This window comes from Bacillus sp. FSL K6-0255, from assembly GCF_045040725.1.
Taxonomy (GTDB): Bacteria; Bacillota; Bacilli; order Bacillales; family Bacillaceae; genus Bacillus; species Bacillus subtilis.
In genome coordinates this window covers 4,062,214-4,085,689 of the sequence record NZ_CP150278.1, presented here as the reverse complement: position 1 = coordinate 4,085,689, position 23,476 = coordinate 4,062,214, and the positions used below count along the sequence as shown (strand labels likewise).

Genomic DNA, 23,476 nt, shown 5'->3' with positions numbered 1-23,476 from the left:
AGGATGACGGCATGAATATTGAAGAATTCACTTCTGGTTTGGCGGAAAAAGGGATCTCCCTTTCTCCCCGTCAGCTGGAGCAATTTGAGCTGTATTACGACATGCTGGTTGAATGGAACGAAAAAATCAATCTGACTTCAATAACAGAGAAAAAAGAAGTGTATTTAAAGCATTTTTATGATTCCATTACAGCTGCTTTTTATGTCGACTTCAATCAGGTGAACACGATTTGTGATGTCGGAGCGGGAGCGGGTTTTCCAAGTCTGCCGATAAAAATATGCTTTCCGCACCTCAATGTCACAATCGTAGATTCACTGAATAAACGGATCACGTTTTTAGAAAAGCTATCTGAGGCTTTGCAATTGGAGAATACAACATTCTGCCATGACAGAGCTGAAACGTTCGGGCAACGGAAAGACGTGCGTGAAAGCTATGATATTGTGACGGCACGAGCAGTTGCGAGATTATCTGTTTTGAGTGAGCTTTGCTTGCCTCTGGTGAAGAAAAACGGTTTATTTGTTGCTTTAAAAGCCGCATCAGCTGAAGAAGAACTGAATGCAGGCAAAAAAGCAATCACGACGCTTGGAGGAGAACTTGAGAATATCCATTCTTTTAAGCTGCCTATTGAAGAAAGCGATCGTAATATTATGGTGATACGCAAAATAAAAAATACGCCTAAGAAGTATCCAAGAAAACCGGGAACTCCTAATAAATCGCCAATTGAAGGGTAATTTAGACAGCCTGATATGACAATACCATCATATTTTCATCAAAATTGATGGATGTACAGCAGGAAAAACCATGAGAAAATAGAATTATAAAAATGGCAGTTTTTAAAGGTGGTGTAGGTACATGAAGCATTCATTCTCTCGTTTCTTCGGGCTTGGTGAGAAGGAACAGGAGCCGGAGATTGCTGAACATGATACAAACAAAGAAGAGATTCTGGAAATACCGGTAAATGCTATCGTTCCCAACCGTTTTCAGCCACGCACCATTTTCTCAGATGAAAAAATCAAAGAGTTAGCAATGACCATTCATACACACGGCATTATTCAGCCGATTGTTGTTAGGCATACAGAAGAAGAAGGCCAATACGAACTCATTGCAGGTGAAAGACGCTGGAGAGCGGTGCAATCGCTTGAGTGGGAAAAGATTCCGGCAATTATTAAGGATTTTTCCGACACGGAAACCGCTTCTGTGGCGTTAATCGAAAACTTGCAACGGGAAGAACTGTCTTCTATTGAGGAAGCGCATGCTTATGCTAGGCTGCTTGAGCTGCATGATTTAACACAGGAGGCACTCGCACAGCGCTTAGGAAAAGGGCAGTCTACAATCGCGAATAAGCTTCGGTTATTAAAGCTGCCTCAGCCGGTCCAAGAGGCGATTATGGAGAAGAAAATCACCGAGCGCCACGCCAGAGCGCTGATTCCGCTGAAACAGCCTGAGCTCCAAGTCACACTGCTCACAGAGATTATTGAGAAAAGTTTAAATGTAAAGCAGACGGAAGACCGCGTGGTGAAAATGCTGGAGCAAGGCCAGAGAAAGCCAAAGCCGAGACGCAAAGCATTCAGCAGAGATACAAGAATTGCGATGAACACGATTCGCCAGTCACTATCAATGGTGGAAGACAGCGGTGTAAAATTGAATACGGAAGAAGAAGAATTTGAAGAATATATTCAATTAACGATTCGCATACCAAAATAGAAGCTCTCCTGAAAAGCAGGAGAGCTTTTTATATTTTTAATAAAAGGTAATCACTTACTTTTAGTGAATATTATTATATTAGAATTCTTTTCTTTGAGCTTGTGGATAAATTCTTCAGATTTTTGCGGTGAAATCACTGCATGTCCCCATCCCCCCTGATAATATATCGTGATGGCATGGCGAGAGCCGATCAGACGAAAACCGGACCACAGTTTCTTTTTTTGAACGACTTTATCGATTTTTTCATAAGGAATTTGATGTTTGATCAATCCGGCTTTAATGATCAGATGGTGTTCCTTCAATACATATTTTAGGTCAATAAAGCTCCAAATGATGAGTCCATTTAAAAGAGTCAGCAGAATAAAAATGATCCAGCCGGAAACTCTCATATTTCCCAGCACAAAAGGAACAATGGCATCTGCTTGTATCAGTAATATGAGAAACACAATCATCAGCGTAACGGGTACATCTCTCTTCGTTTGATAAACCATTTTCTCACCATCCTGTTTCCACGTTCTGTACTGTGACTTCTTCTTTTTTTCTTTAAGAAATTCCTTTTTTAAGTCAAAAAAACATAGAAATTGCAGAATTTATAAGAGAAAGCATAAAGCGTGCTTGAATTTTCAATTATTTCCCTTCTGATTCGGAACAAAATGATGAAAAAAATGAAACGCTTTAATCTTTTTTTGATAGAATAGAAGCAAGATAGTACATGTTCATGTGAAAGTAGGTGACATCGTGGGAAAAATCATAGCAATTACGAACCAAAAAGGCGGGGTCGGCAAAACAACGACGTCTGTCAACCTTGGGGCATGTTTGGCTTACATAGGGAAAAGGGTTCTGCTGGTAGATATTGATCCGCAGGGAAATGCGACAAGCGGATTAGGGATTGAAAAAGCCGATGTAGAGCAGTGTGTGTACGATATTTTAGTAGATGATGCAGATGTAATAGATATTATTAAAGCAACGACAGTAGAGAACTTGGATGTGATTCCTGCGACGATTCAGCTTGCCGGGGCTGAGATCGAGCTGGTTCCTACAATATCAAGAGAAGTGAGATTGAAGAGAGCGCTTGAAGCAGTAAAGCAAAATTATGATTATATTATCATTGATTGTCCGCCGTCATTGGGCTTGCTGACGATTAACGCCCTTACTGCCTCGGATTCCGTTGTGATTCCTGTACAGTGCGAATATTATGCCTTGGAGGGGCTCAGCCAGTTATTAAATACAGTACGTCTTGTGCAAAAGCATTTGAATACTGATTTAATGATTGAAGGTGTATTGCTGACAATGCTTGATGCCCGGACAAACCTTGGCATTCAAGTGATTGAAGAGGTTAAAAAGTATTTTAGGGATAAAGTATATAAGACAGTTATTCCGCGTAATGTCCGTCTGAGTGAGGCACCGAGTCACGGAAAACCCATCATTTTATACGATCCGCGGTCAAGAGGTGCGGAAGTATATTTAGATTTAGCAAAGGAAGTGGCTGCGAATGGCTAAAGGCCTTGGAAAAGGGATTAATGCGTTATTTAATCAGGTCGATTTGTCTGAAGAGACAGTTGAAGAAATTAAAATTGCCGATTTACGCCCTAATCCTTATCAGCCAAGAAAACACTTTGATGACGAGGCATTAGCTGAACTAAAAGAATCTGTGCTGCAGCATGGCATTCTTCAGCCGCTTATCGTCAGAAAATCTTTAAAAGGCTATGATATTGTTGCGGGTGAACGGCGTTTTCGAGCGGCAAAGCTGGCAGGTTTAGATACAGTTCCGGCCATTGTCCGTGAATTATCAGAGGCGTTAATGAGGGAAATTGCTTTATTAGAAAACCTTCAGCGTGAAGATTTATCTCCGCTTGAAGAGGCTCAGGCATATGACTCCCTTTTGAAACACTTAGATCTCACACAAGAGCAGCTTGCCAAACGTCTTGGGAAAAGCAGACCGCATATTGCGAATCATTTAAGACTGCTGACACTGCCAGAAAATATTCAACAGCTTATTGCCGAAGGCACGCTTTCTATGGGACATGGACGCACGCTTCTTGGCTTAAAAAACAAAAATAAGCTTGAACCGCTGGTACAAAAAGTGATTGCGGAGCAGCTCAATGTTCGCCAGCTTGAGCAGCTGATTCAGCAGTTGAATCAGAATGTTCCACGTGAAACAAAGAAAAAAGAACCTGTGAAAGATGCGGTTCTAAAAGAACGAGAATCCTATCTCCAAAATTATTTTGGAACAACAGTTAATATTAAAAGACAGAAGAAAAAAGGCAAAATCGAAATTGAATTTTTCTCTAATGAAGACCTTGACCGGATTTTAGAGCTTTTGTCTGAACGAGAATCATAAATGAAAAAACCATCTTTCAAGCGAAGATGGTTTTTGTTTTATATGCGCCCAGTGAGCCTTTGCAGCGGGTTAATGCGTTCTTGCCTCCACTCTGTCCGATCTGTTAAACTCAAACCTTCCGCTAGAACATTTGCCATATTCATGACCAAGTTGAGTCTAGTGTTTTGCAATACAAAATATTCCATGAAACCGCTCACATTCACGATTCCGTTAATATGAAGATCTCCCACTTCAGGAAGGTCTTTTTGTACACCGGCTCCGGGCTTTAATGGCCCGTCCCCGATTTGAAATGAACCCACACTCTTAACGCGGCCTAAGCATGCATCGACTGCTATAACAAATGGGTTTTTATGTAATTTATGAATGTCATTGATTTTATCCTTCATGTTCACAGCATGGACGGGGTCAGATAAGGTTCCGTAGACATGGAATCTGGTGAGCTGCATCTGTTTGAGTTTCATTCCTACGAGCGGGCCTAATGAGTCACCGGTTGAACGGTCTGTTCCGATACAAACCACAACAATTGGTTTGCCGGCAGCTTTACGTAAGGATGAAGAAAGGATGGTTTGGATTTGTTTTGCTGCTGCAGCATCTGTATGTGAAACATATTGCTTTACTCGTTCCTGAGAGGAAAAAAGCCCGCCTTTTCGATTCATGGGTTTCACTTCCTTGTTATAGTAGGTAACAGAATTGCTATGGTGTGTGTTTCGTTATGTAAGGTTGTTTACAGTATATCCAGCAGTACGGTTTTTTATGCTTTGTGTATGACACCGGAGATTTTAAAAAAGTAGAGGTTATTATGAATGGTTAGTGGGCGATTACAAGTATTGTCCCTCATTGCCTCGATCATGATCAAGCAATTGTCTGCTTATGAAACACTTTATAGATAGGAATGGTTAATGAGGTTCATTCCTTCATTCCACTGCAAAATGATATATTTTTAGACTGCCTCCATTAGCAGTCTTTTTTTATGTGTATTTCGTATGATAATTTCACCTTGTGTTTAAATGTCTATGAAAATATGGCATGTTTGCTTTCCTTTATTTATATAGTAACAATAACGGGAACAAGCTGAACTTTGTCTATGAGGTGATAGTGTTGTGGAGAGCCGGAATGAAGTGGATGCTGCTCATATTAGGGAGCTTGATCGGGGCCGGATATGCGAGCGGTCAGGAGATATGGCAGTTTTTTGGGGCGGAAAGCGGACTTGCTATTGTGCTGTTTACAATTATGTTCATTTTCTCGTCTTATATTGTGATGAGAATCAGTTTTAAAGTTCAATCCACTCATTTTCTGCCGGTTCTGGAGCATTTAATGGGGCCATGGCTGGCGAAAATTTATGATGTCCTCATCATTTTTTATTTGTTTTCGACGACTATGGTGATGATTGCCGGAGGCGGTGTGACCCTGCAAATGTACAAGCTTCCTTTCTGGTGGGGAATCACGCTGATTTGCATCGTGACAGTGTGCTTGTTTTTATGGGATGTGAAAGGAATATTATCTATAAATAGTATTTTGATTCCTGTGTTAGTAGCGGGGCTTTTATATGCGCTGATCTCCTTTCAGAGCACACATCACCATACGTGGACGATTGATTTGTCCCAGCAGTATAACTGGCCTGCGAGCATTACGTTTACCTCTTTAAACATCCTTTCAGTTGTTGCGATTTTATCCTCTGTTGGGAAAGAGATGAAAGGGCTCGGAGAAGCAAAAATCGCAAGTGTGGCAAGCGGTCTTATTTTTGGCGTGATCTCATTTGTTTATAATGAAACGTTGGTGGAGCTGGCGGGCTCCCTTTCTCAGTTTGAAATACCGCTGTTTGCTGTTCTGGAGGGTGCGCCTTATTTCCTTTTTTTATGTATGACGGCGGTGCTGTGCCTGGCGATTTACACGACGACGGTAGCTGGTTTGCTGGGGCTGTCCAGCCGGCTGATGGCGTTTATCCATATGCCGAGATGGATGATTGTGTTGATTTTGTTAGTGTTAATGGTACCTTTTACTTCTTTCGGATTTTCTGATTTGATCGCGTTCTTGTATCCGATATATGGGATGCTCAATTTGTATTTGTTAGTTTGTCTGCTCTTATATCCTATTTTGAGTAAATGGAAATAAGAGGATGTATTTCTTTTCGGGTATCTTGATTGCTCTTATGATCAGTTTTTTTGTACAATAGATACAGCAGTTTATGAAAAGAGGTGAAGGGTCTTGGCGGATAAAGACTTTGGCCTGAATGATATCGTAGAAATGAAAAAACCGCATCCATGCGGAGCGAACAGCTGGAAAATTATACGCATGGGAATGGATATTCGAATTAAGTGTGAGGGATGCTCTCACAGTGTTATGATTCCGAGAAGAGAATTTGAAAGAAAACTAAAAAAAGTACTAGTCAAGCATGAGGAGCCTACTTCATAAATAGGCCGACACTCATGCTTTTTCATATAGAAGGTAAGGAGAAGACGGCGATGAGCAAAGTGCATCAGTCGGCATGTCCGCTGAATTGTTGGGACAGCTGCGGATTTTTGGTGACTGTTGATGATGGAAAGGTAACAAAAGTGGACGGAGATCCAAACCATCCGATTACGGAAGGTAAAATCTGCGGCCGCGGCAGAATGCTTGAGACAAAAACAAATTCCCCTGATCGGCTTCGCTATCCAATGAAAAAACAAAATGGCGAGTTTGTGCGGATTTCTTGGGAGCAGGCACTTGATGAAATTGCCGATAAACTTCGGGAAATCAAGGAAACGTCGGAGACGACTGCTGTTTTGCACAGCCATGATTATGCGAATAACGGTCTGTTAAAAGCGCTTGATCAGCGTTTTTTTAATGGATATGGCGGCGTGACCGAAATCGTCGGAAGCATATGCTGGGGCTCCGGCATCGAGGCGCAAAGCTGGGATTTTGGCCGTTCGTACGGTCACGGACCGCTTGATATTTACAACAGCAAGCATGTTGTTGTGTGGGGAAGAAATGTATCCAGAACAAATATGCACTTATACCATCACTTGCAGCAAGTGAAAAAGAAGGGCGCCACGATTACGGTGATTGATCCGATCTTCAACCAGACTGCTAAGCTTGCTGACCGCTATATCTCTGTAAAGCCTGGAATGGACGGCTGGCTTGCGGCAGCCGTTTTGAAGGTTCTGATTGAGACGGGAAGAACGGATGAAACGTTTATTTCTGAGCATTCTGTCGGTTTTGATGATGTGAAAGAGCTTTTGAAGACCGTTTCTCTGGAAGAGTTTATTGTGAAAACAGAAACTTCTATGGAGGACCTGGAGTATCTGGCCGCTTTGTATGCTGATGGTCCGGTGTCTACTTTTATGGGGCTTGGCATGCAGCGTTATAAAAACGGCGGGGGAACGATTCGTTGGATTGATGCACTCGTTGCGGCAAGCGGAAATGTCGGAATTAAGGGCGGCGGCGCGAATTTCGGAAATGTCCAGATTGGCGAGAGCTTTGCAAAAACAAAGCTGACGCTGCCGGAATTAAAAACAACATCACGTTCTTTTTCAATGATGACGCAGGCTGAAGAAGTGTTGACCGCTGCTGATCCTGCGATTGAGATGATTATTGTGACGTGCGGAAATCCGCTGACTCAGGTGCCGAATACAAATAAGGTGAGACAAGCTTTTGAAAAGGTTCCCATGACGGTTGCGATTGATTCCATTATGACGGATACCGCAAAGCTGTGTGATTATGTTTTGCCGACTGCCACTGTTTTTGAAGAAGAAGATATCTACTATTCCAGTATGTATCATCATTATGTTCAGTACGGGAAGAAGCTTGTGGAGCCGCAGGGTGAAGCGAAGTCGGACAGCTGGATCTGGTCAGAGCTTGCAAAACGCCTTGGATTTGGAGAGCTGTTTGAATACAGCACTCAAGAATTTTTAGAGATGGGGCTTTCCTCATTGGAAGCAGAGGATGTGACACTTGAGCGTTTAAAAGAAAAAGGCCACCTCCCTCTTCCAGTAAAACAGGTGCCGTGGGATGATTATCAGTTTTTGACGCCGAGTGGAAAATTTGAATTTACTTCGTCGCTAGCTGAGCAAAAAGGATTTAGCGGCTCGCTTCAATTAAATGTGCCCGAAGAATCTGTTTTCCATAATGAGGAGTTAGCTGAAAAGTACCCTTATACGCTGTTATCCATTCATCCGCAGCGTTCCAACCATTCACAGCATGTGCCGTTTATTGAAAAGCTTCAGCACGTTCAGGTCGATATTTCTCCAGATATAGCGGCTGAGCAGGATCTTCAGGATGGAGACGAGGTTGTCATCTTTAATGACCGCGGACGCTTGAAGGGCAAGGTGAAAGTGATGAAACAGGCTCATGCGAAGACGATTAATATAGATGAAGGCATGTGGGCGGCTTTTGGAGGGTCAGTCAATGCACTGACAAATGATACAAATTCTGATAATGGAATGGGAAGTACGCTTTTTGACTGTTTAGTAGGCTTGAAAAAAGCATAATCAAAGGGATTGGCAGGCTGAAAATGCTTTTTTGTCAGCTTGTCTTTTCCAGTGAACCTCCTTATAATTGCTCTAGGTTCAAAATACGCTCATACAATGACGGTTTTATATAGAGGAGATGAAAGAATGGCTTTAACAGCTGGAATTGTTGGTTTGCCGAACGTCGGAAAATCAACACTATTTAACGCAATTACACAGGCCGGTGCCGAATCAGCCAACTACCCGTTCTGTACAATTGATCCGAACGTGGGAATTGTAGAGGTGCCGGATGATCGTCTGCATAAGCTGACTGAGCTGGTCAACCCGAAGAAGACTGTGCCGACTGCTTTTGAATTCACTGATATTGCAGGGATTGTAAAGGGCGCATCTAAAGGAGAAGGACTCGGCAACAAGTTCCTATCTCATATTCGCCAAGTTGACGCGATTTGCCACGTTGTCCGTGCTTTTTCCGATGACAACATTACACACGTTTCCGGAAAGGTTGATCCGATTGATGACATTGAAACGATCAACCTTGAGCTGATCCTCGCTGATATGGAAACGGTTGAAAAGCGGATTACACGCGTCAGCAAGCTTGCGAAGCAAAAAGATAAAGACGCTGTATTTGAGTTTGAGATTTTATCTAAACTGAAAGAAGCGTTTGAGAGTGAAAAGCCTGCTCGATCTGTAGAATTCACTGAGGAGCAGCAAAAGCTTGTGAAGCAGCTCCATTTACTGACTTCGAAGCCTATTTTGTACGTGGCCAACGTAAGTGAAGATGAAGTTGCTGATCCATCTGGCAATGAAAATGTAGCGAAGATTCGCGAGCACGCTGCCGGCGAAAACGCAGAAGTTATCGTTGTATGTGCAAAAATCGAATCTGAAATCGCTGAGCTTGAAGGCGAAGAAAAGCAAATGTTCTTGGAAGAGCTGGGCATTCAAGAATCAGGTCTTGATCAGTTGATCAAAGCGTCTTACTCTCTTCTCGGCCTCGCAACATATTTCACAGCCGGAGAACAGGAAGTCAGAGCTTGGACATTCAAAAAAGGCATGAAAGCACCTGAGTGTGCAGGAATTATTCATAGTGACTTTGAGCGGGGCTTCATTCGTGCTGAGACAGTTGCTTATGAGGATCTTCTTGCGGGCGGCGGTATGGCAGGAGCTAAAGAGGCAGGAAAAGTCCGCCTTGAAGGGAAAGAATATGTGGTCCAAGACGGAGATGTTATTCATTTCCGATTTAATGTATAGGATGCAGTTGTAAAGGGACAAGAGCTTTGGTATAATATAAAATTGTGAGTAATAGAATTATTGCTCCTTGCCCATTATGGGCCGCTTAGTCCAAAAGGAGGTGCAAACAGATGAGAAAGTACGAAGTTATGTACATTATCCGCCCAAACATTGACGAAGAGTCTAAAAAAGCAGTTATCGAGCGTTTCAACAACGTTCTGACTTCTAACGGTGCGGAGATCACTGGAACAAAGGATTGGGGTAAACGTCGTCTTGCTTACGAAATCAACGATTTCCGCGACGGTTTCTACCAAATCGTAAACGTTCAATCTGACGCTGCGGCAGTTCAAGAATTTGACCGTCTAGCTAAGATCAGTGACGATATCATTCGCCACATTGTTGTTAAAGAAGAAGAATAAGCAATTTTGAAATATATAATGGTAAAAGGTGGTCTTTCTTATGCTTAACCGAGTTGTATTAGTCGGAAGACTGACAAAAGACCCAGAGCTTCGTTATACGCCAAACGGTGCGGCTGTTGCTACGTTTACTCTTGCTGTGAATCGTACATTTACGAACCAGTCCGGAGAACGTGAGGCCGATTTCATTAATTGTGTCACTTGGAGAAGACAAGCCGAAAACGTTGCAAACTTCTTGAAAAAAGGAAGCCTTGCAGGCGTAGATGGCCGTTTACAAACAAGAAACTATGAAAACCAGCAAGGACAGCGTGTCTTCGTGACAGAGGTCCAAGCTGAAAGTGTTCAATTTCTTGAGCCGAAAAACGGCGGCGGTTCTGGTTCAGGTGGATACAACGAAGGAAACAGCGGCGGAGGCCAGTACTTTGGCGGAGGCCAAAATGATAATCCATTTGGGGGAAACCAAAACAACCAGAGACGCAATCAGGGGAACAGCTTTAATGATGACCCATTTGCCAACGACGGCAAACCGATTGACATCTCGGATGATGATCTTCCATTCTAATGTGATTATCGCCTAAAATGAAAAAGAAAGGAGGGAAATGACAATGGCAGGAGGACGCAGAGGCGGTCGTGCGAAACGCCGTAAAGTGTGTTATTTCACTTCTAACGGTATCACGCACATCGACTACAAAGATGTAGATCTTCTTAAAAAGTTTGTTTCTGAGCGCGGTAAAATTTTACCACGTCGTGTAACTGGAACAAACGCTAAATACCAACGTAAATTGACTGCAGCGATCAAACGCGCACGTCAAATGGCTTTACTTCCATACGTAAGCGGTGAGTAAGCTGATGCGTAAAGAGCAAGAACCTTCGGGTTCTTGCTCTTTTTTATAGGGGGGAGGATGAAACATGAAGTTGATTTCATGGAATGTAAACGGCCTTCGGGCTGTGATGAGAAAAATGGATTTCCTCTCTTATTTGAAAGAAGAGGATGCAGATATTATATGTCTTCAGGAAACGAAGATACAGGACGGCCAGGTTGATCTCCAGCCTGAAGGCTATCATGTGTACTGGAATTATGCAGTGAAAAAAGGATATTCTGGCACAGCTGTTTTTTCTAAGCAAGAACCGCTGCAGGTCATCTACGGTATCGGAGTAGAAGAGCATGACCAAGAAGGCAGAGTGATTACGCTGGAATTTGAAAACGTGTATGTGATGACTGTTTACACGCCCAATTCCAGAAGAGGATTAGAGCGGATTGATTACCGCATGCAATGGGAAGAGGCTTTATTGTCTTATATTCTTGAATTGGATCAGAAAAAACCAGTGATTTTATGCGGTGATTTGAATGTAGCCCATCAGGAGATTGATTTGAAAAATCCAAAGGTGAACCGGAATAACGCTGGATTTTCAGATCAAGAAAGAGGGGCATTCACTCGTTTCTTAGAAGCTGGCTTTGTTGATTCTTTCCGTCATGTTTATCCTGATCTTGAAGGCGCTTATTCCTGGTGGTCGTATCGTGCCGGCGCCCGGGACAGAAATATCGGATGGCGGATTGATTATTTTGTTGTTTCTGAAAGACTTAAGGAACAGATTGAAGATGCCTGCATATCAGCGGACGTCATGGGTTCCGACCATTGTCCTGTTGAACTTATCATCAATATATGATGAGATAGCAGTAAGGATTTTACACTTACTGCTTTTTTTATATGAAAAGGAGAAAGAGATGGCAAATATAAAAGAGATCGCAAGACTGGCAAATGTATCTGTTTCGACTGTCTCGCGTGTATTGAATCACCATCCTTATGTATCTGAAGAAAAGAGAAAGCTTGTTCATCAAGTCATGAAGGAATTGGATTATACGCCAAATCGAACCGCAATCGATCTCATTCGCGGGAAAACCCATACGGTCGGTGTGATTCTGCCTTATAGCGATCATCCCTGCTTTGATAAAATCGTTAACGGAATCACCAAGGCGGCTTTTCAGTATGAGTATGCAACGACCCTTCTCCCCACCAATTATAACCCCGATATTGAAATCAAATATTTAGAGCTGTTAAGAACGAAGAAAATAGACGGTCTCATCATTACTTCCCGCGCCAATCATTGGGACAGCATTTTAGCTTATCAGGAATATGGGCCGATCATCGCTTGTGAGGATACCGGAGACATTGATGTTCCTTGTGCTTTTAATGACAGAAAAACTGCTTATGCAGAGAGCTTTCGCTATTTAAAGGGCCGCGGGCATGAGAATATTGCTTTTACGTGTGTCAGAGAAGCTGATAGGAGCCCGAGCACGGCTGATAAAGCTGCGGCCTATAAAGCTGTCTGCGGAAGGTTGGAAGACCGCCATATGCTGTCCGGATGTAACGATATGAATGATGGTGAGCTGGCAGCTGAACATTTTTATATGAGCGGGCGGGTTCCAACTGCTATTTATGCAAATAGTGATGAAGTGGCAGCTGGAATTCATCTATTTGCCAAAAAGAATAATTGGGATGTTGAAATCATAGGCGAGGGAAATACTTCTATCAGCCGTGTTCTTGGTTTTCCGTCGCTTGATTTGAACCTTGAGCAGCTCGGCATCGCAGCATTTTCTCTATTTTTGCAGGATGAACCCGCTGATATCAAAATTCAGCATAAATTTAAGAAAAAAGCTTGAACTGAAATGCATTTCATACCTTATAACTTCATTGAAGGCGAAGGAGGAGGAAGAAATGCAGATTGAACATACAGCGGTCTGGGTCAATGATTTAGAGCGAATGAAGTCTTTTTATGAATCGTATTTTAATGGCGAAGCGAATGATTTGTATCATAATGAGAAAAAAGATTTTAAGTCTTATTTTATTACGTTTGATTCCGGAGCAAGGCTGGAGATTATGAAAAAAGGGAATGTGACCGATCCGCCCTCACAAACAATGACAGGCTGGGCACATATTGCCTTTTCCGTTGGAAGCCGGGAGAAAGTTGATGAACTGACTGATCGATTGAAGGCGGATGGTTTCGCAGTAGTAAACGGCCCGAGGACAACAGGAGACGGCTACTATGAAAGTGTGATTGAGGATGATGAAGGAAATTTGATCGAGATTACAATCTGACATCTGGAGTGACTTACATGCTGAGGACAGAAAAAGAAAAAATGGCAGCCGGAGAATTATACAATTCGGAAGATCAACAACTATTACTAGAACGCAAACATGCGAGACAGCTGATTAGACAATACAACGAAACACCGGAAGATGATGCAGTGCGGACGGAGCTTTTGAAGGAGCTGCTCGGTTCGGTTGGGGATCAAGTCACGATTTTGCCGACATTCCGCTGTGATTATGGCTATCACATTCATATCGGAGATCATACATTTGTTAATTTTGACTGTGTCATTTTAGATGTGTGTGAGGTGCGTATCGGCCGTCATTGTTTGATTGCGCCAGGTGTACATATCTACACGGCCGGTCACCCTCTTGATCCGATCGAAAGGAAATCCGGGAAGGAGTTCGGTAAGCCTGTGACAATTGGAGATCAAGTTTGGATTGGAGGCCGGGCGGTGATTAACCCGGGAGTGACAATCGGTGATAACGCAGTGATTGCTTCTGGATCTGTTGTCACTAAGGATGTACCCGCTAATACTGTTGTAGGCGGAAACCCCGCAAGGATTTTGAAGCAATTGTAATGAGATCAGTGCGGCAGATCCGCACTGACTTTTTTAAATCTGTTTTGCATTCGTATTAGGACCGAAGAAGATTAACAGCAAGGAGCATGCGAGCCAGCAGCCCCCAATAAATAAGAAGACGCTGATATAGCCGAGCTGAACGGCAATAAATCCAACAAGCAATGAGCCAAAAATGTTTGAAAAACGGCCAAGACCATAGGCTAAACCGCTGCCAGACGAGCGGTATTCAGTCGGATAAGGTTCAGATGTATAGGCGTATAAGTTCGAGGTAAAGACCCGTTCTGTGATATTCACGATAAAACCAAATACAATGATCATGATGGGAATAAAAGTCATACCATATAAGAGCCCGGCGATGGCCGTCAGAAACGCACTCGCAGCTAAAATCCATTTTCTTTGAAATCTTTCGGAAATCATGGAGCCGAGCAGTGCGCCAAGCGGAGCGCCGACGGAATGCAATACGTTATACCACAATGTATTTTCCATGGTGACGCCATTGCTTTTTAGCAGGCTTGGAACCCATGAGGCAAATCCGTAAAACCCAAACGTTTCAAAAATCCATACAGCAGATAATACGATGGTGATTTTGAGGTTTCTGCCTTTCAATAAGCCGGCATAACCTGCATTCTGCTTAACAGTTTCGCTTACTTTAGGCTGGGATGCTGCCGGAAGCGGGCCTTTCTCCTTTTCAACCTGTGCCTCAATTCGGTTGAGGATCGCATCGGCTTTCGCATATTCCCCGCGATTTTCGTGCCAGCGAGGCGACTCTTCCAGCCGTCGAATAAAGAAAAAATAAATAAGGCCGACGGCACCCCATACAAATACTAGCCTCCATCCCCATGAACCAAGAGGAATGACAAAGGCAGACACAATGTTGGTGATCGGCACCCCGATCAATCCAATCATGGCACAAAAAGAAATATATTTTCCACGTACACTTGAAGGGAAAAATTCCGCCAAATAGCTATTCGTAATGACCATGGCGGCTGCAACGCCAAATCCGGTGAGAAAACGGAATGTCATTAAAGATGGAATGTCCCATGCCGCAGCATTGCATAGCGATGCGATTGAGAAAACAAAGACAAATAGATTTAAGGCTTTTTTGCGGCCGATTCGATCGGACAGCCGTCCGCCCAGTGAAGCGCCTAAAAACATGCCTAAAAACGAAGCAGCCGTTACGTTAGCAATAGTTGAAAGCGGGATGCCCCAATGCTCGATCAGCGCCGGCGCTACATTGCTGAGGGTAAATAAATCTGCGAGATCAAAGAAATAAACAATGCCGAGAGCGGTTAACACTTGGAAATGAACGCGTGAAATCGGAAGGCGGTCTAAACGATTCGCTGCGTTTGAGAAAGGATGTGTATTCTTTTGTTTGAAGATCGTATTCATAAAAAACCCCCTTTTAGTAGTAAGAAAAGACTGAAAATTCCCCTCTTGGGACTATTATAAGTATCTTGGTTCATTGGCAACAGAGTTCAAATCACTAGATGGAAGAACTAAATTCACACTTTATATTTTAATGTTGCTTAAAAGATTTCCAAAACAGTAGATTCATAGACCAATTTATGCAAATATATAGTAATATTCTCATTGAAAGGAAGAGACATAGAAGGAATGAATTCATTTATCCGTCCTATAGAAGGAAACAATACGTTGTGGAGATATTTTTTCGCTTTTTTGGTGATGGTAGGGTTATATGTATTCGGGAATATAGCTTACCTTTTCGCTATATTGTTCACCGTTATTGTGAATCCCAATATCACGTTTGATTTGGATGAAGCTGTACTGAGTGATCCCCTCGTAGATCTTTATTTGTCCCATGTGATTTATTTATTCGCCATTCCGGGAGTTTGGCTGGCTGTGCGCTTTATTTTGAAGCGGCCTTTCCGAACGGTGATTACACCAAATTCAAAGATGAATTGGCGGAGAATTTCCTTTGGTTTTATTGCTTATTTCTTGCTGATGATCGCCGTACAATTGATTGATTTTGCGATTCATCCTGATAGCTATTCAATGCAAGCCTTTGATGCCTCACGCTTTATCTGGCTGCTAGTGGCTGCCCTCATTTTGGTTCCGATTCAGACATCAGCTGAGGAACTGTTTTTCAGGGGATTTTTGCTTCAAGCTTTCGGGAGATTGACGAAAAATCCTCTATTTTTGACACTGATTGTCGGAGGATTGTTTGGCGTATTGCATTTTGCGAATCCAGAAATGAACAATGGCGCTGTCTGGGCAGGAATTGAGTATTTAACATTTGGTTTTGTGTGGACCTATTACACGATTAAAACTGGAAGCATCGAAATATCACTTGGCGCCCATGCCGCGAATAATATGTTTTTGTGTATGTTTATTACAGAAAAAAACAGTGTGTATGGAGGAATTCCTTCTCTGTTTACGGTTACGCGGGGGAACCCGATGTGGGAGGCTTTCTTTACGATAGCGGTCAACCTTGTGTTTGCGGGGATCGCTTTATGGTACCATAAGAAATCAAAAAGTAAGCAGCAAGGGTCTTAATCCCTGCTGCTTATTAACGTGTGGATGGCTTCTTCGATATTCGTTGTCGGCTGCTGGCAGGCGAAGTTTTCACAAATATAAACGGTTGTTTTGCCGTCTATGATGCGGTAGTCTGCAGCGAATGGCGCAATGTCTTTGCATTGATCAGGAAGCTCTGCTACCAGAATGGAGTCGTTAGGCTTAAAGGCTTTTTGAAGCTCCGTTATGATTTGTTTTCTGGCTGGATCGTCTGCACTTCCAAAAATCACGATTTCTTTTTTAGGCATCAGATGCCTTAACACACTTTGCATAAAGAAAGCATGGCCGCTCGGATACGCGTCGATGTCTGGCTTGAACACGGAAAACATTGTTTCCGCTTTTTCGATCAGTGATAAGTCGCCTGTGACTTGTCCAAGACGCAGCAGCTGAACAGCTGCCACACTGTTTCCTGAAGGCACGGCGCCGTCGTACACTTCTTTTTCCCGGACGATTAAGGCCTCAGCATCGTGTCCGGTGAAGTAGAATCCGCCATGCTCCTCATCCCAAAATAAGCTGATCATATCGTCTGTCAGTTTCTTCGCTTTTTGTAAAAAAGATAGATCAAACGAAGCTTCATAGAGATCCAGATAAGCCCATAGGAGAAAAGCGTAATCGTCGATAAAGCCTTTGTTTTTCACTTCGCCATCACGATATCGGACCATCACACGGCCGTCGATGATTAATTTGTTTTCAATAAATGTGATGGCGTCTTTCGCTAGGCTGAGATATTTCGGCTCCTGGTATACCTTTGCCGCTTTCGCAAGACCCGCGATCATCAGCGCGTTCCATGAGGTGAGCACTTTATCATCGACATGCGGATAGGTTCTTTCCTCGCGTGTCTTCAAGAGCTGCTGTCTTGCGTCTTCGAGTTTGAGACTGAGCTCTTTTTCGGTTAACCCGGCATCCGCTTGGATTTGTTCCCACTTTGTGTGAATGAGGTTAGGAATATTTTTGCCTTCAAAGTTTCCTTCTTCAGTGATGTCATACACTTGGCAATACAGCGTTCCGAGATCGTCCCCGAGCGTTTTCAGAATCTCTTCCTTTGACCACACGTAGTACTTTCCTTCTTCTCCTTCTGTATCCGCGTCTAAAGCAGAGAAAAAGCTTCCGTCTTCATGAGTCATTTCCCTCTGAATGAACGTAATGATCTGCTCACAAATCTCTTTATAGCGGCTGTTTTGCGTGACCTGATAGGCTTCTGTATAAGCAGTCAGCAGCAGCGCATTGTCGTACAGCATTTTTTCAAAGTGGGGAACGAGCCACTCGTCATCGGTCGAATAGCGGGCGAACCCATAGCCGATATGATCGTAAATGCCGCCATTCGCCATGCTGTCCAGCGTTTTCGTCACGTTGTATAAAGCGTTCTCCTGCCCCGTATTGTGATGATAACGAAGCAAATACATCAGCATATGGGGCATCGGAAATTTCGGTGCCTGCCCGAAACCGCCGTAGATCGTATCAAACCCGCTGGCAAGCTGCTGGAATGTCCGGGAAATCGCTGACTCGCTAAGGCCTTCACCTGATTTGGCGGCTGTTTTGGTCTGCAAATGTTTAGCGGCGTTCTCCGCAATATCCTCGACATGCTCGCGGTCGTTCGCAAACGTCTCAGACAGATGCTCAAGCACATCAACAAAACCAGGACGATTGAATTTGCTCGTCTTTGGAAAATATGTACCCGCGTAAAACGGCTTCTGATCAGGCGTGATAAACACATTCAGCGGCCAGCCGCCCTGCCCGGTCATCAGCTGGCAGATTCTCATATAAACAGAATCCACATCCGGCCGTTCTTCCCGGTCGACTTTAATCGCCACAAACCGTTCATTGAGAAGACGCGCGATTTCTTCGTCTTCAAAGCTTTCGTGGGCCATAACGTGGCACCAATGACATGTGCGTGTAGCTACCCGAGCTAGCTATACCCAATAGATACGAGAACAGGTTTGTTTTCGCGTTTCGCTTTTTCAAATGCTTCTTCTCCCCAAGGGAACCAGTTTACAGGGTTATGAGCATGTTGAAGTAAATATGGAGACTTCTCAGCGATTAATCTATTGGGTTTATTGTTAGTGGGCATGGGATCACCTTCTTTCATTATTGTTGATATAATTTTACTGTACCATAATGCTGTTTAGTTTATTCTTTATTTTTTCTTTCTAGAGGAAACTAATCTATGGTTGAAGGAATGGACAGCGGGGGGTTCATAACAACTGATATAGAATTATGCTCTTAATCCAAAACGGATAAGTTATTTTTAGAGAATTTGTTGAATAAATTGTTAAATCTAAATTCCAAATTAAACTCCAAACTAAACTCTGTCCAAGTTTGTGATTACTATTCATTAAGGAAAAAGAATGATTATTGAAACAGTATAATTGTTATGATAAGGTTATTGATATTCTTGAAGTTAACAAAATCGGGAGGAGGTGCTGTATTGCCAAATTTATATATGTTTTTGACAGTAGCACTGGTTATCATCATGACACCTGGACCGGACTTTGTTCTAGTGACTAAAAATGCCCTTGCTAATGGTAGCCGAGGTGGTCGGATGACAGCATATGGTATCGTTTCTTCACATATTATATTTGCCACAGCGTCTGTACTTGGTTTAACTGCTATTATTGCAAAATCTATGGTGCTTTTTGAAATAATCAAATATGCCGGGGCAGTTTATCTTTTCTACCTTGGAATTAAAGCATTGCTATCTAAAAAGAAAGAGAATAAAGAAGAAAACATGGAAGTGGCGGTAAGGGCATCTCAAAAAGGAACAAAAAACAAAACTTGCTATTTTCAAGGCATAGCAAGTACATTATTAAATCCTAAAGCTATTATTTTTTATATCACTTTTCTTCCGCAGTTTATTGATTTAAGTGGAAATGTAATTTTACAATCAATAATTTTAGCAGGAATATTCATCTTGATAGTGTTAGCATGGTTCCTTATATATGTCTACCTTCTTAAATTCATTGGTTCTTGGTTTAAAAAACCGTCTGTTGAATTTGTCTTTGACAAGATAACTGGTATAGCCCTTGTTTCTTTAGGAGCAAAAATAGCATTAGAAAAAAATTAACATATAATCCATTTTGATTTGTTAATCAAGATGGATTTTTTTGATTTTATAGTGCGGCACCAATGACAAGTCGAATAACCGATTGACCAGAACCGGCTTGTTTTCGCGTTTCGCTTTCTCAAATGCTTCTTCTCCCCAAGGGTACCAGTCCACAGGGTTGTGGGCGTGTTGGAGTAAGTATGGTGATTTCTCATTGATTAATCTATTGGGTTTACTTTTGTTTGGCATGGGATCACCTTCTTCCTATAATTAGTGTATATTTAACTTAACACATTTTCGCATAATTAATCCCTATTTCTTTATATAGCTGACTGTTCTTTAGTATTGTACTTAGGAATACGTATTACCCCCGAAGCGGTTAAAACGCCTAATATAACTAACACAGCCCCAATAACTTGAAATACCTTTATCGGTGTTCCAATTGCAAATGAAATAATCATCGTTACAACGGGAACAAGGTTGAAAAATAAAGATGTTTTACTAGCCCCAATCTCTTTAATCCCCTGATTCCACCATAGGTAACCCAAAACACTTGTAAAGAAAGCCATAAAAGCAATTGCCCCCCAAACTCCAATCGGGATGTTCGATAAAGAAACAGGTTTGGATGTAAATAAGGAAACTACTATTAAACTAACAGCACCAATAACCATCGTATAAGTGGTTGTAGATAGCGGTGTACCATCCTTTACAAACCGACGTCCAAGTACGCCATAAAGTGCCCAACAAACGTTACCTGTAAAGATTATTAAGTCTCCTCCTGAAATTGATAAGGTTTTAATGGTTTCGATAGAACCTTGTGTAATGACTAACAATACACCGATGAATGCAAAGAATATGCCGAGTACTTGTTTTTTTGTCATGTTGTCCTTTAAGATAATTCGAGCGAGAATTGCTGTTAATAAAGGATTCAGCCCCATTATTAATGCTCCGTTAACGGGAGATGTATATTTTAAACCAACAAAAAACAAGGCATTAAATCCAAAGATTCCTATAATTCCAAGAACAATGTATGAAACGGCGTTTTTCCGTAATTGACTCTTCTTTATACCTTCAGTAAAAATCAAAATGATGAGCATCACTGCAGCCGCTAAACCGAAACGCCATGCCGCAGAAGACGATGGAGAAAAATATCCAACTGTATATTTTGCAAGATTAAAAGTAGCTCCCGTGAAAATAGAGAAGCCAAGTAACATTATGTATATATTTAAATGTTTCATTTGTTTTCCACTTCCTCTTTCAAAATTGAATAATATGTATCCAGTTTTCCTTTTGTAGTAGAAATCACTTCTTCCAGCTCCCTTTTTTTAATTTCCATTTTCTCTAAGTGCTTGGTTAAAATCTCAATACGTTTATTTATAGATGGGGAGAGTTGTGCCGATTTAACATCCGAATTGATTTTTTCCAAAATGCATCCGTCTTTGACAAACTCATTAATATCCTCCAAAGACATACCTGTTTCCTTTAAACTTTTCAGGAATAACATGAACTGAATATCAGTCTCCGTATAAAAACGCCTTCCACTGTTTTTTCGTTTTGGTGGTGGAAGTAACCCAATCTTTTCGTAATATCTTAATGTATACGAACTAATACTAGTCTTCTCAGCAGCTTTACTAATGGAATACAACAACATCATCCCTCTCATTTAATTAAAGTTAGTTTACAATTTAGAGTTAACTCTAAGTCAAGCAAATAAAAAAACCTGCTACCGCATGGTTACGGATTGCAGGTTTTAAAAATGAATGATATAAAAGGTAAAACTGTATTATTTGAACAATTGTATTACCATTTAAAATGCCTTATGTTATTCCACACGAGTTGATTATCCTAGGCTACCAACAACACGTTATTGCACATATAAAAAAAGAAGCCACTATCTAGGCAGCTTCTTTTTATTTTTCTTTAGAACTTAATAACTCTAAAGCTATACTTACTTCCTTTGAACTCAAATGGTAGATGTGCATATAATTGTTCACTAGAGTGAGCTGAAAATCTTGTTTCTCCTTTTTTTACATCATAAACAACAACGGTATGGAACCAGTTTCCGGAGTTTTTATTATAGACTTGCACTACATCTCCAGTTGAAACTTTCTTTGATACTTGTGAGGCAGTTAAGTTAGAATAAACTTTATGTTTTTTAGTACCAGTCCAGTAGCCATAGAAATCTTTAACTCTGACCCAAGAAGTAGAGTAATTAATTTTGTATGTTCCCTGGACTCGATATTCCTTAACTGAAAACCAACCCGTTGTAGTCTGGGTATAATGACTGCCATAATAACCTTTCAAGCTAGTAGGCATTCCACCTGCGTGAACCACTTGAGATGCGTAGTTTGTACAGTCACCGCCACTACCACCTAGATATCCATATAAAGAGCTGGATGTGTTCTTCCAATTTTTTGTCATATATTTTTTTGCATTTGTTCTGTTATAACTTGAAAGAGCATTAAACTCTAATGAAGGTTGGGACTGTAAGTCTTTTACTTCATTATCAACTTCAGTATTTTCATCTTCATTTTTCACTCTAATTTCTTTGATTTTTTTATTTAACAAAGAATTACTTAACACAAAAGGTTTTTCTTCTTTATCTTTATTATCTTTTGTAGCTTGTTCGAATTGATATTCTTCATTCTCGGCTAGGTAGATGCTGGAATATGTTTGTATTAAATCTTTATTATATTTTTTGAAATCTAGTTTTGTTGCGGACTCTAAGAAATTAACAAATTGTTCTGATCCAATTTTGTAATTCTTTTTATTGTCCTTAAGATACTTTATGACTTCATTTTGTGTATCCTTTAATGTATAAGAATCCGTAGAAAAAGTTTCAGTTTCTTTAGCTAAAGTTACTTTTGGTATGACGAATAAAGATAGTATCAAAGATACTATAATGAAACAAAAAAATCTTTTTTTCACTTTCTACACCTCTGTTTTTCCATAAGCTAATTTGGTATAATCACTAGTGAAACCATTATTTACTATATCATTCTTTTGGTTTATATTTAATTTTTTTAGAAAAATATAGGAGTAGAGTATGTGAAAAAAAGAAAAATAATGAAAATAATCATTCCGATAGTGGTTTTATTGGGGATATTTGTTGTTTTGTATTCGATATATGATCAACAGGATCTTTATAAAGGGACAAGTAAAGACAATGAATGGAAAGTTTCCATTGAAAAGTCAAGTAAAACATCAATTGGGCCAAATTATTTTCTAAACTTATACTGGCAGGGTAATGAAAATAAAGAAAATAAAATCACTATTAAACAAATTGAATTGATGGTCGATGGAAAAGTTTATGAAGAGAATGGTCCTTACTCTCTATCTGAATATAATGGTGAAAGTTTAAAAGACGGTGGGGAAAAACCTGACCACATTTCAACCTTTGAATATATGCCCGAGGAAGATATTAAGGGTCATAGGTTAGAAGTCAGAATAACATGGAATCAACCCAAAGAAAAGACGACAGTCTTTAAATTAGAAGAGAAAAAGTTTTTAAACTTGGGTTTCTAAAAAATTATAACTATTAAAAAGGCAGCCGAAACTGGTTGCCTTTTTGGTTATTCTAAGAGAAATGACACCAATGACAAGTCGAATAACCGATGCTGACCAGAACCGGCTTGTTTTCGCGTTTTGCTTTTTCAAATGCTTCTTCCCCCCACGGGAACCAGTCAACGGGGTTGTGGGCGTGTTGGAGTAAATAAGGAGACTTTTCAGCGATTAATCTATTGGGTTTGCTTTTGTTTGGCATGGGATCAGCTTCTTCCTAAGTTGGTTATATTCAGGTTACCACAGTTATCCTAAACAAATACAATAACTGACTGCTTATCGATAATTGTGATGTGAAAATATAAACTAATGTTTCATTTTGCCACTTGAGATAAATGCGAATAACGTTTTTCCTTGTTTCGCAATCTGGTCAAATTTTTATAAAAAAAGTAAAAGTTTAAACCTTAGTCTATATATAATAAGATCATATCAATCAAATGTAGGGGGAGTTATTATGAAGTGCAATAAAATGAACAGGGTACAATTAAAAGAGGGAAGCGTATCAATGACCCTATAAACTGCGTCTGCCCTCATTAATGG

27 protein-coding genes and 2 pseudogenes are annotated in these 23,476 nt (G+C 41.1%); 19 read left to right on the top strand and 10 right to left on the bottom strand.

All coding sequences use genetic code 11. From position 1 onward, the window contains the following. The first annotated feature begins 11 nt into the window (after positions 1–11). Complete coding sequence (gene rsmG, locus MHB62_RS21250) at positions 12–731, top strand: 16S rRNA (guanine(527)-N(7))-methyltransferase RsmG (protein WP_015250777.1); 720 nt, start codon at positions 12–14, stop codon at positions 729–731. A gap of 121 nt (positions 732–852) precedes the next feature. Further along, positions 853–1,704, top strand: coding sequence for a nucleoid occlusion protein (gene noc, locus MHB62_RS21245; protein ID WP_003226829.1), 852 nt, complete (start codon positions 853–855; stop codon positions 1,702–1,704). 50 nt (positions 1,705–1,754) lie between these two features. On the opposite strand, the gene MHB62_RS21240 is transcribed toward noc, so the two are convergent. Further along, entirely contained in the window at positions 1,755–2,195 is a 441-nt protein-coding gene (locus MHB62_RS21240) for a PH domain-containing protein (protein WP_015250779.1), read from the bottom strand. 247 nt (positions 2,196–2,442) lie between these two features. Between MHB62_RS21240 and soj the strand changes: the two genes are divergently transcribed. Both soj and spo0J read left to right on the top strand, forming a co-directional pair. Further along, positions 2,443–3,204, top strand: a complete 762-nt coding sequence (gene soj / locus MHB62_RS21235; RefSeq protein ID WP_003219244.1) for a sporulation initiation inhibitor protein Soj — start codon at positions 2,443–2,445, stop codon at positions 3,202–3,204. After that, positions 3,197–4,045 carry a stage 0 sporulation protein Spo0J gene (spo0J, locus tag MHB62_RS21230; protein ID WP_003226832.1) on the top strand — a complete coding sequence of 283 codons (849 nt, stop codon included), beginning with the start codon at positions 3,197–3,199 and terminating at the stop codon, positions 4,043–4,045. The genes soj and spo0J overlap by 8 nt, the downstream gene beginning before the upstream one ends. Before the next feature lie 38 nt (positions 4,046–4,083). Here the strand turns inward: spo0J and yyaC are convergent, their stop codons facing one another. Continuing rightward, positions 4,084–4,701 carry a spore protease YyaC gene (gene yyaC / locus MHB62_RS21225; RefSeq protein ID WP_003226834.1) on the bottom strand — a complete coding sequence of 206 codons (618 nt, stop codon included), beginning with the start codon at positions 4,699–4,701 and terminating at the stop codon, positions 4,084–4,086. A 439-nt stretch (positions 4,702–5,140) separates the two neighbouring features. Between yyaC and MHB62_RS21220 the strand changes: the two genes are divergently transcribed. From MHB62_RS21220 to MHB62_RS21170, 11 genes are all read left to right on the top strand, one after another. Further along, positions 5,141–6,157 (top strand): hypothetical protein, encoded by a 1,017-nt coding sequence (locus MHB62_RS21220; RefSeq protein ID WP_080287646.1) that lies wholly within the window; start codon positions 5,141–5,143, stop codon positions 6,155–6,157. Positions 6,158–6,250: 93 nt separating this feature from the next. Beyond that, on the top strand, positions 6,251–6,457 hold the full coding sequence (locus MHB62_RS21215; protein ID WP_003226838.1) for a DUF951 domain-containing protein: 207 nt from the start codon (positions 6,251–6,253) through the stop codon (positions 6,455–6,457). Between the two features lie 50 nt (positions 6,458–6,507). Next, positions 6,508–8,511: a molybdopterin-dependent oxidoreductase gene (locus MHB62_RS21210; protein WP_032722829.1), complete on the top strand. Its 2,004-nt coding sequence runs from the start codon at positions 6,508–6,510 to the stop codon at positions 8,509–8,511. A gap of 126 nt (positions 8,512–8,637) precedes the next feature. Next, a complete protein-coding gene (ychF, locus tag MHB62_RS21205; protein WP_032722828.1) occupies positions 8,638–9,738 on the top strand; it encodes a redox-regulated ATPase YchF in 1,101 nt (366 codons plus the stop codon). Positions 9,739–9,848: 110 nt separating this feature from the next. After that, positions 9,849–10,136 (top strand): 30S ribosomal protein S6, encoded by a 288-nt coding sequence (gene rpsF, locus MHB62_RS21200; RefSeq protein ID WP_003244064.1) that lies wholly within the window; start codon positions 9,849–9,851, stop codon positions 10,134–10,136. 40 nt (positions 10,137–10,176) lie between these two features. Beyond that, positions 10,177–10,695, top strand: a complete 519-nt coding sequence (ssbA, locus tag MHB62_RS21195) for a single-stranded DNA-binding protein SsbA (protein WP_003219228.1) — start codon at positions 10,177–10,179, stop codon at positions 10,693–10,695. 43 nt (positions 10,696–10,738) lie between these two features. Next, entirely contained in the window at positions 10,739–10,978 is a 240-nt protein-coding gene (rpsR, locus tag MHB62_RS21190; protein ID WP_003219224.1) for a 30S ribosomal protein S18, read from the top strand. A gap of 64 nt (positions 10,979–11,042) precedes the next feature. After that, complete coding sequence (gene xth / locus MHB62_RS21185; protein WP_032722827.1) at positions 11,043–11,801, top strand: exodeoxyribonuclease III; 759 nt, start codon at positions 11,043–11,045, stop codon at positions 11,799–11,801. Positions 11,802–11,859: 58 nt separating this feature from the next. Next, complete coding sequence (gene ccpB, locus MHB62_RS21180; protein WP_032722826.1) at positions 11,860–12,795, top strand: transcriptional regulator CcpB; 936 nt, start codon at positions 11,860–11,862, stop codon at positions 12,793–12,795. Positions 12,796–12,850: 55 nt separating this feature from the next. Then, complete coding sequence (locus MHB62_RS21175) at positions 12,851–13,231, top strand: VOC family protein (protein WP_003244460.1); 381 nt, start codon at positions 12,851–12,853, stop codon at positions 13,229–13,231. Between the two features lie 17 nt (positions 13,232–13,248). Continuing rightward, entirely contained in the window at positions 13,249–13,803 is a 555-nt protein-coding gene (locus MHB62_RS21170; protein ID WP_032722825.1) for a sugar O-acetyltransferase, read from the top strand. A gap of 33 nt (positions 13,804–13,836) precedes the next feature. Here MHB62_RS21170 and MHB62_RS21165 read toward each other — a convergent pair whose 3' ends face one another. Further along, on the bottom strand, positions 13,837–15,192 hold the full coding sequence (locus MHB62_RS21165; RefSeq protein ID WP_029318525.1) for an MFS transporter: 1,356 nt from the start codon (positions 15,190–15,192) through the stop codon (positions 13,837–13,839). A gap of 225 nt (positions 15,193–15,417) precedes the next feature. Here MHB62_RS21165 and MHB62_RS21160 point away from each other — a divergent pair, with 225 nt between their 5' ends. Next, the gene (locus MHB62_RS21160; protein ID WP_032722824.1) at positions 15,418–16,317 is read left to right on the top strand and encodes a CPBP family intramembrane glutamic endopeptidase; all 900 of its coding nucleotides are present in this window, start codon (positions 15,418–15,420) and stop codon (positions 16,315–16,317) included. Here MHB62_RS21160 and MHB62_RS21155 read toward each other — a convergent pair. Further along, positions 16,314–18,203, bottom strand: coding sequence for a thioredoxin domain-containing protein (locus MHB62_RS21155; RefSeq protein ID WP_032722823.1), 1,890 nt, complete (start codon positions 18,201–18,203; stop codon positions 16,314–16,316). The two genes, MHB62_RS21160 and MHB62_RS21155, sit on opposite strands and share 4 nt — an antisense overlap. Positions 18,204–18,241: 38 nt before the next feature. Then, positions 18,242–18,403, bottom strand: coding sequence for a DUF255 domain-containing protein (locus MHB62_RS21150; RefSeq protein WP_077199439.1), 162 nt, complete (start codon positions 18,401–18,403; stop codon positions 18,242–18,244). Positions 18,404–18,760: 357 nt separating this feature from the next. Between MHB62_RS21150 and MHB62_RS21145 the strand changes: the two genes are divergently transcribed. Further along, positions 18,761–19,396, top strand: a complete 636-nt coding sequence (locus tag MHB62_RS21145) for a LysE family translocator (RefSeq protein ID WP_032722820.1) — start codon at positions 18,761–18,763, stop codon at positions 19,394–19,396. A gap of 47 nt (positions 19,397–19,443) precedes the next feature. Here MHB62_RS21145 and MHB62_RS21140 read toward each other — a convergent pair. From MHB62_RS21140 to MHB62_RS21125, 4 genes and pseudogenes are all read right to left on the bottom strand, one after another. Then, positions 19,444–19,624, bottom strand: a pseudogene (locus MHB62_RS21140) (DUF255 domain-containing protein); the annotation flags it as partial. A gap of 71 nt (positions 19,625–19,695) precedes the next feature. Continuing rightward, on the bottom strand, positions 19,696–20,613 hold the full coding sequence (locus tag MHB62_RS21135) for a DMT family transporter (protein WP_029726092.1): 918 nt from the start codon (positions 20,611–20,613) through the stop codon (positions 19,696–19,698). After that, positions 20,610–21,026 carry a MerR family transcriptional regulator gene (locus MHB62_RS21130; RefSeq protein WP_010886646.1) on the bottom strand — a complete coding sequence of 139 codons (417 nt, stop codon included), beginning with the start codon at positions 21,024–21,026 and terminating at the stop codon, positions 20,610–20,612. Before MHB62_RS21130 ends, MHB62_RS21135 begins: the two co-directional genes overlap by 4 nt. Before the next feature lie 269 nt (positions 21,027–21,295). Beyond that, positions 21,296–22,303, bottom strand: a complete 1,008-nt coding sequence (locus MHB62_RS21125; RefSeq protein WP_032722819.1) for an amidase domain-containing protein — start codon at positions 22,301–22,303, stop codon at positions 21,296–21,298. 120 nt (positions 22,304–22,423) lie between these two features. On the opposite strand from MHB62_RS21125, the gene MHB62_RS21120 reads away from it, so the two are divergent. Then, the gene (locus MHB62_RS21120) at positions 22,424–22,900 is read left to right on the top strand and encodes a DUF4944 domain-containing protein (protein ID WP_050496387.1); all 477 of its coding nucleotides are present in this window, start codon (positions 22,424–22,426) and stop codon (positions 22,898–22,900) included. Positions 22,901–22,961: 61 nt separating this feature from the next. Here the strand turns inward: MHB62_RS21120 and MHB62_RS21115 are convergent. Then, positions 22,962–23,138: pseudogene (locus MHB62_RS21115) on the bottom strand (DUF255 domain-containing protein); the annotation flags it as partial. A 252-nt stretch (positions 23,139–23,390) separates the two neighbouring features. Here MHB62_RS21115 and MHB62_RS21110 point away from each other — a divergent pair. Continuing rightward, entirely contained in the window at positions 23,391–23,453 is a 63-nt protein-coding gene (locus MHB62_RS21110; RefSeq protein ID WP_010886645.1) for a tetracycline resistance efflux system leader peptide, read from the top strand. Positions 23,454–23,476: the final 23 nt, after the last annotated feature.

Excerpts from the sequence above, each read along its gene's own strand:
- MHB62_RS21150 (WP_077199439.1), bottom strand. The coding sequence starts at position 18,403 with ATGCCCACTAACAATAAACCCAATAGATTAATCGCTGAGAAGTCTCCA.
- xth (WP_032722827.1), top strand. The coding sequence starts at position 11,043 with ATGAAGTTGATTTCATGGAATGTAAACGGCCTTCGGGCTGTGATGAGA.
- MHB62_RS21160 (WP_032722824.1), top strand. The coding sequence starts at position 15,418 with ATGAATTCATTTATCCGTCCTATAGAAGGAAACAATACGTTGTGGAGA.
- MHB62_RS21135 (WP_029726092.1), bottom strand. The coding sequence starts at position 20,613 with ATGAAACATTTAAATATATACATAATGTTACTTGGCTTCTCTATTTTC.
- rsmG (WP_015250777.1), top strand. The coding sequence starts at position 12 with ATGAATATTGAAGAATTCACTTCTGGTTTGGCGGAAAAAGGGATCTCC.
- spo0J (WP_003226832.1), top strand. The coding sequence starts at position 3,197 with ATGGCTAAAGGCCTTGGAAAAGGGATTAATGCGTTATTTAATCAGGTC.
- yyaC (WP_003226834.1), bottom strand. The coding sequence starts at position 4,701 with ATGAATCGAAAAGGCGGGCTTTTTTCCTCTCAGGAACGAGTAAAGCAA.
- rpsR (WP_003219224.1), top strand. The coding sequence starts at position 10,739 with ATGGCAGGAGGACGCAGAGGCGGTCGTGCGAAACGCCGTAAAGTGTGT.
- MHB62_RS21165 (WP_029318525.1), bottom strand. The coding sequence starts at position 15,192 with ATGAATACGATCTTCAAACAAAAGAATACACATCCTTTCTCAAACGCA.
- MHB62_RS21130 (WP_010886646.1), bottom strand. The coding sequence starts at position 21,026 with ATGTTGTTGTATTCCATTAGTAAAGCTGCTGAGAAGACTAGTATTAGT.
- MHB62_RS21240 (WP_015250779.1), bottom strand. The coding sequence starts at position 2,195 with ATGGTTTATCAAACGAAGAGAGATGTACCCGTTACGCTGATGATTGTG.
- MHB62_RS21210 (WP_032722829.1), top strand. The coding sequence starts at position 6,508 with ATGAGCAAAGTGCATCAGTCGGCATGTCCGCTGAATTGTTGGGACAGC.
- MHB62_RS21175 (WP_003244460.1), top strand. The coding sequence starts at position 12,851 with ATGCAGATTGAACATACAGCGGTCTGGGTCAATGATTTAGAGCGAATG.
- ccpB (WP_032722826.1), top strand. The coding sequence starts at position 11,860 with ATGGCAAATATAAAAGAGATCGCAAGACTGGCAAATGTATCTGTTTCG.
- MHB62_RS21170 (WP_032722825.1), top strand. The coding sequence starts at position 13,249 with ATGCTGAGGACAGAAAAAGAAAAAATGGCAGCCGGAGAATTATACAAT.
- ychF (WP_032722828.1), top strand. The coding sequence starts at position 8,638 with ATGGCTTTAACAGCTGGAATTGTTGGTTTGCCGAACGTCGGAAAATCA.
- ssbA (WP_003219228.1), top strand. The coding sequence starts at position 10,177 with ATGCTTAACCGAGTTGTATTAGTCGGAAGACTGACAAAAGACCCAGAG.
- MHB62_RS21155 (WP_032722823.1), bottom strand. The coding sequence starts at position 18,203 with ATGGCCCACGAAAGCTTTGAAGACGAAGAAATCGCGCGTCTTCTCAAT.
- noc (WP_003226829.1), top strand. The coding sequence starts at position 853 with ATGAAGCATTCATTCTCTCGTTTCTTCGGGCTTGGTGAGAAGGAACAG.
- rpsF (WP_003244064.1), top strand. The coding sequence starts at position 9,849 with ATGAGAAAGTACGAAGTTATGTACATTATCCGCCCAAACATTGACGAA.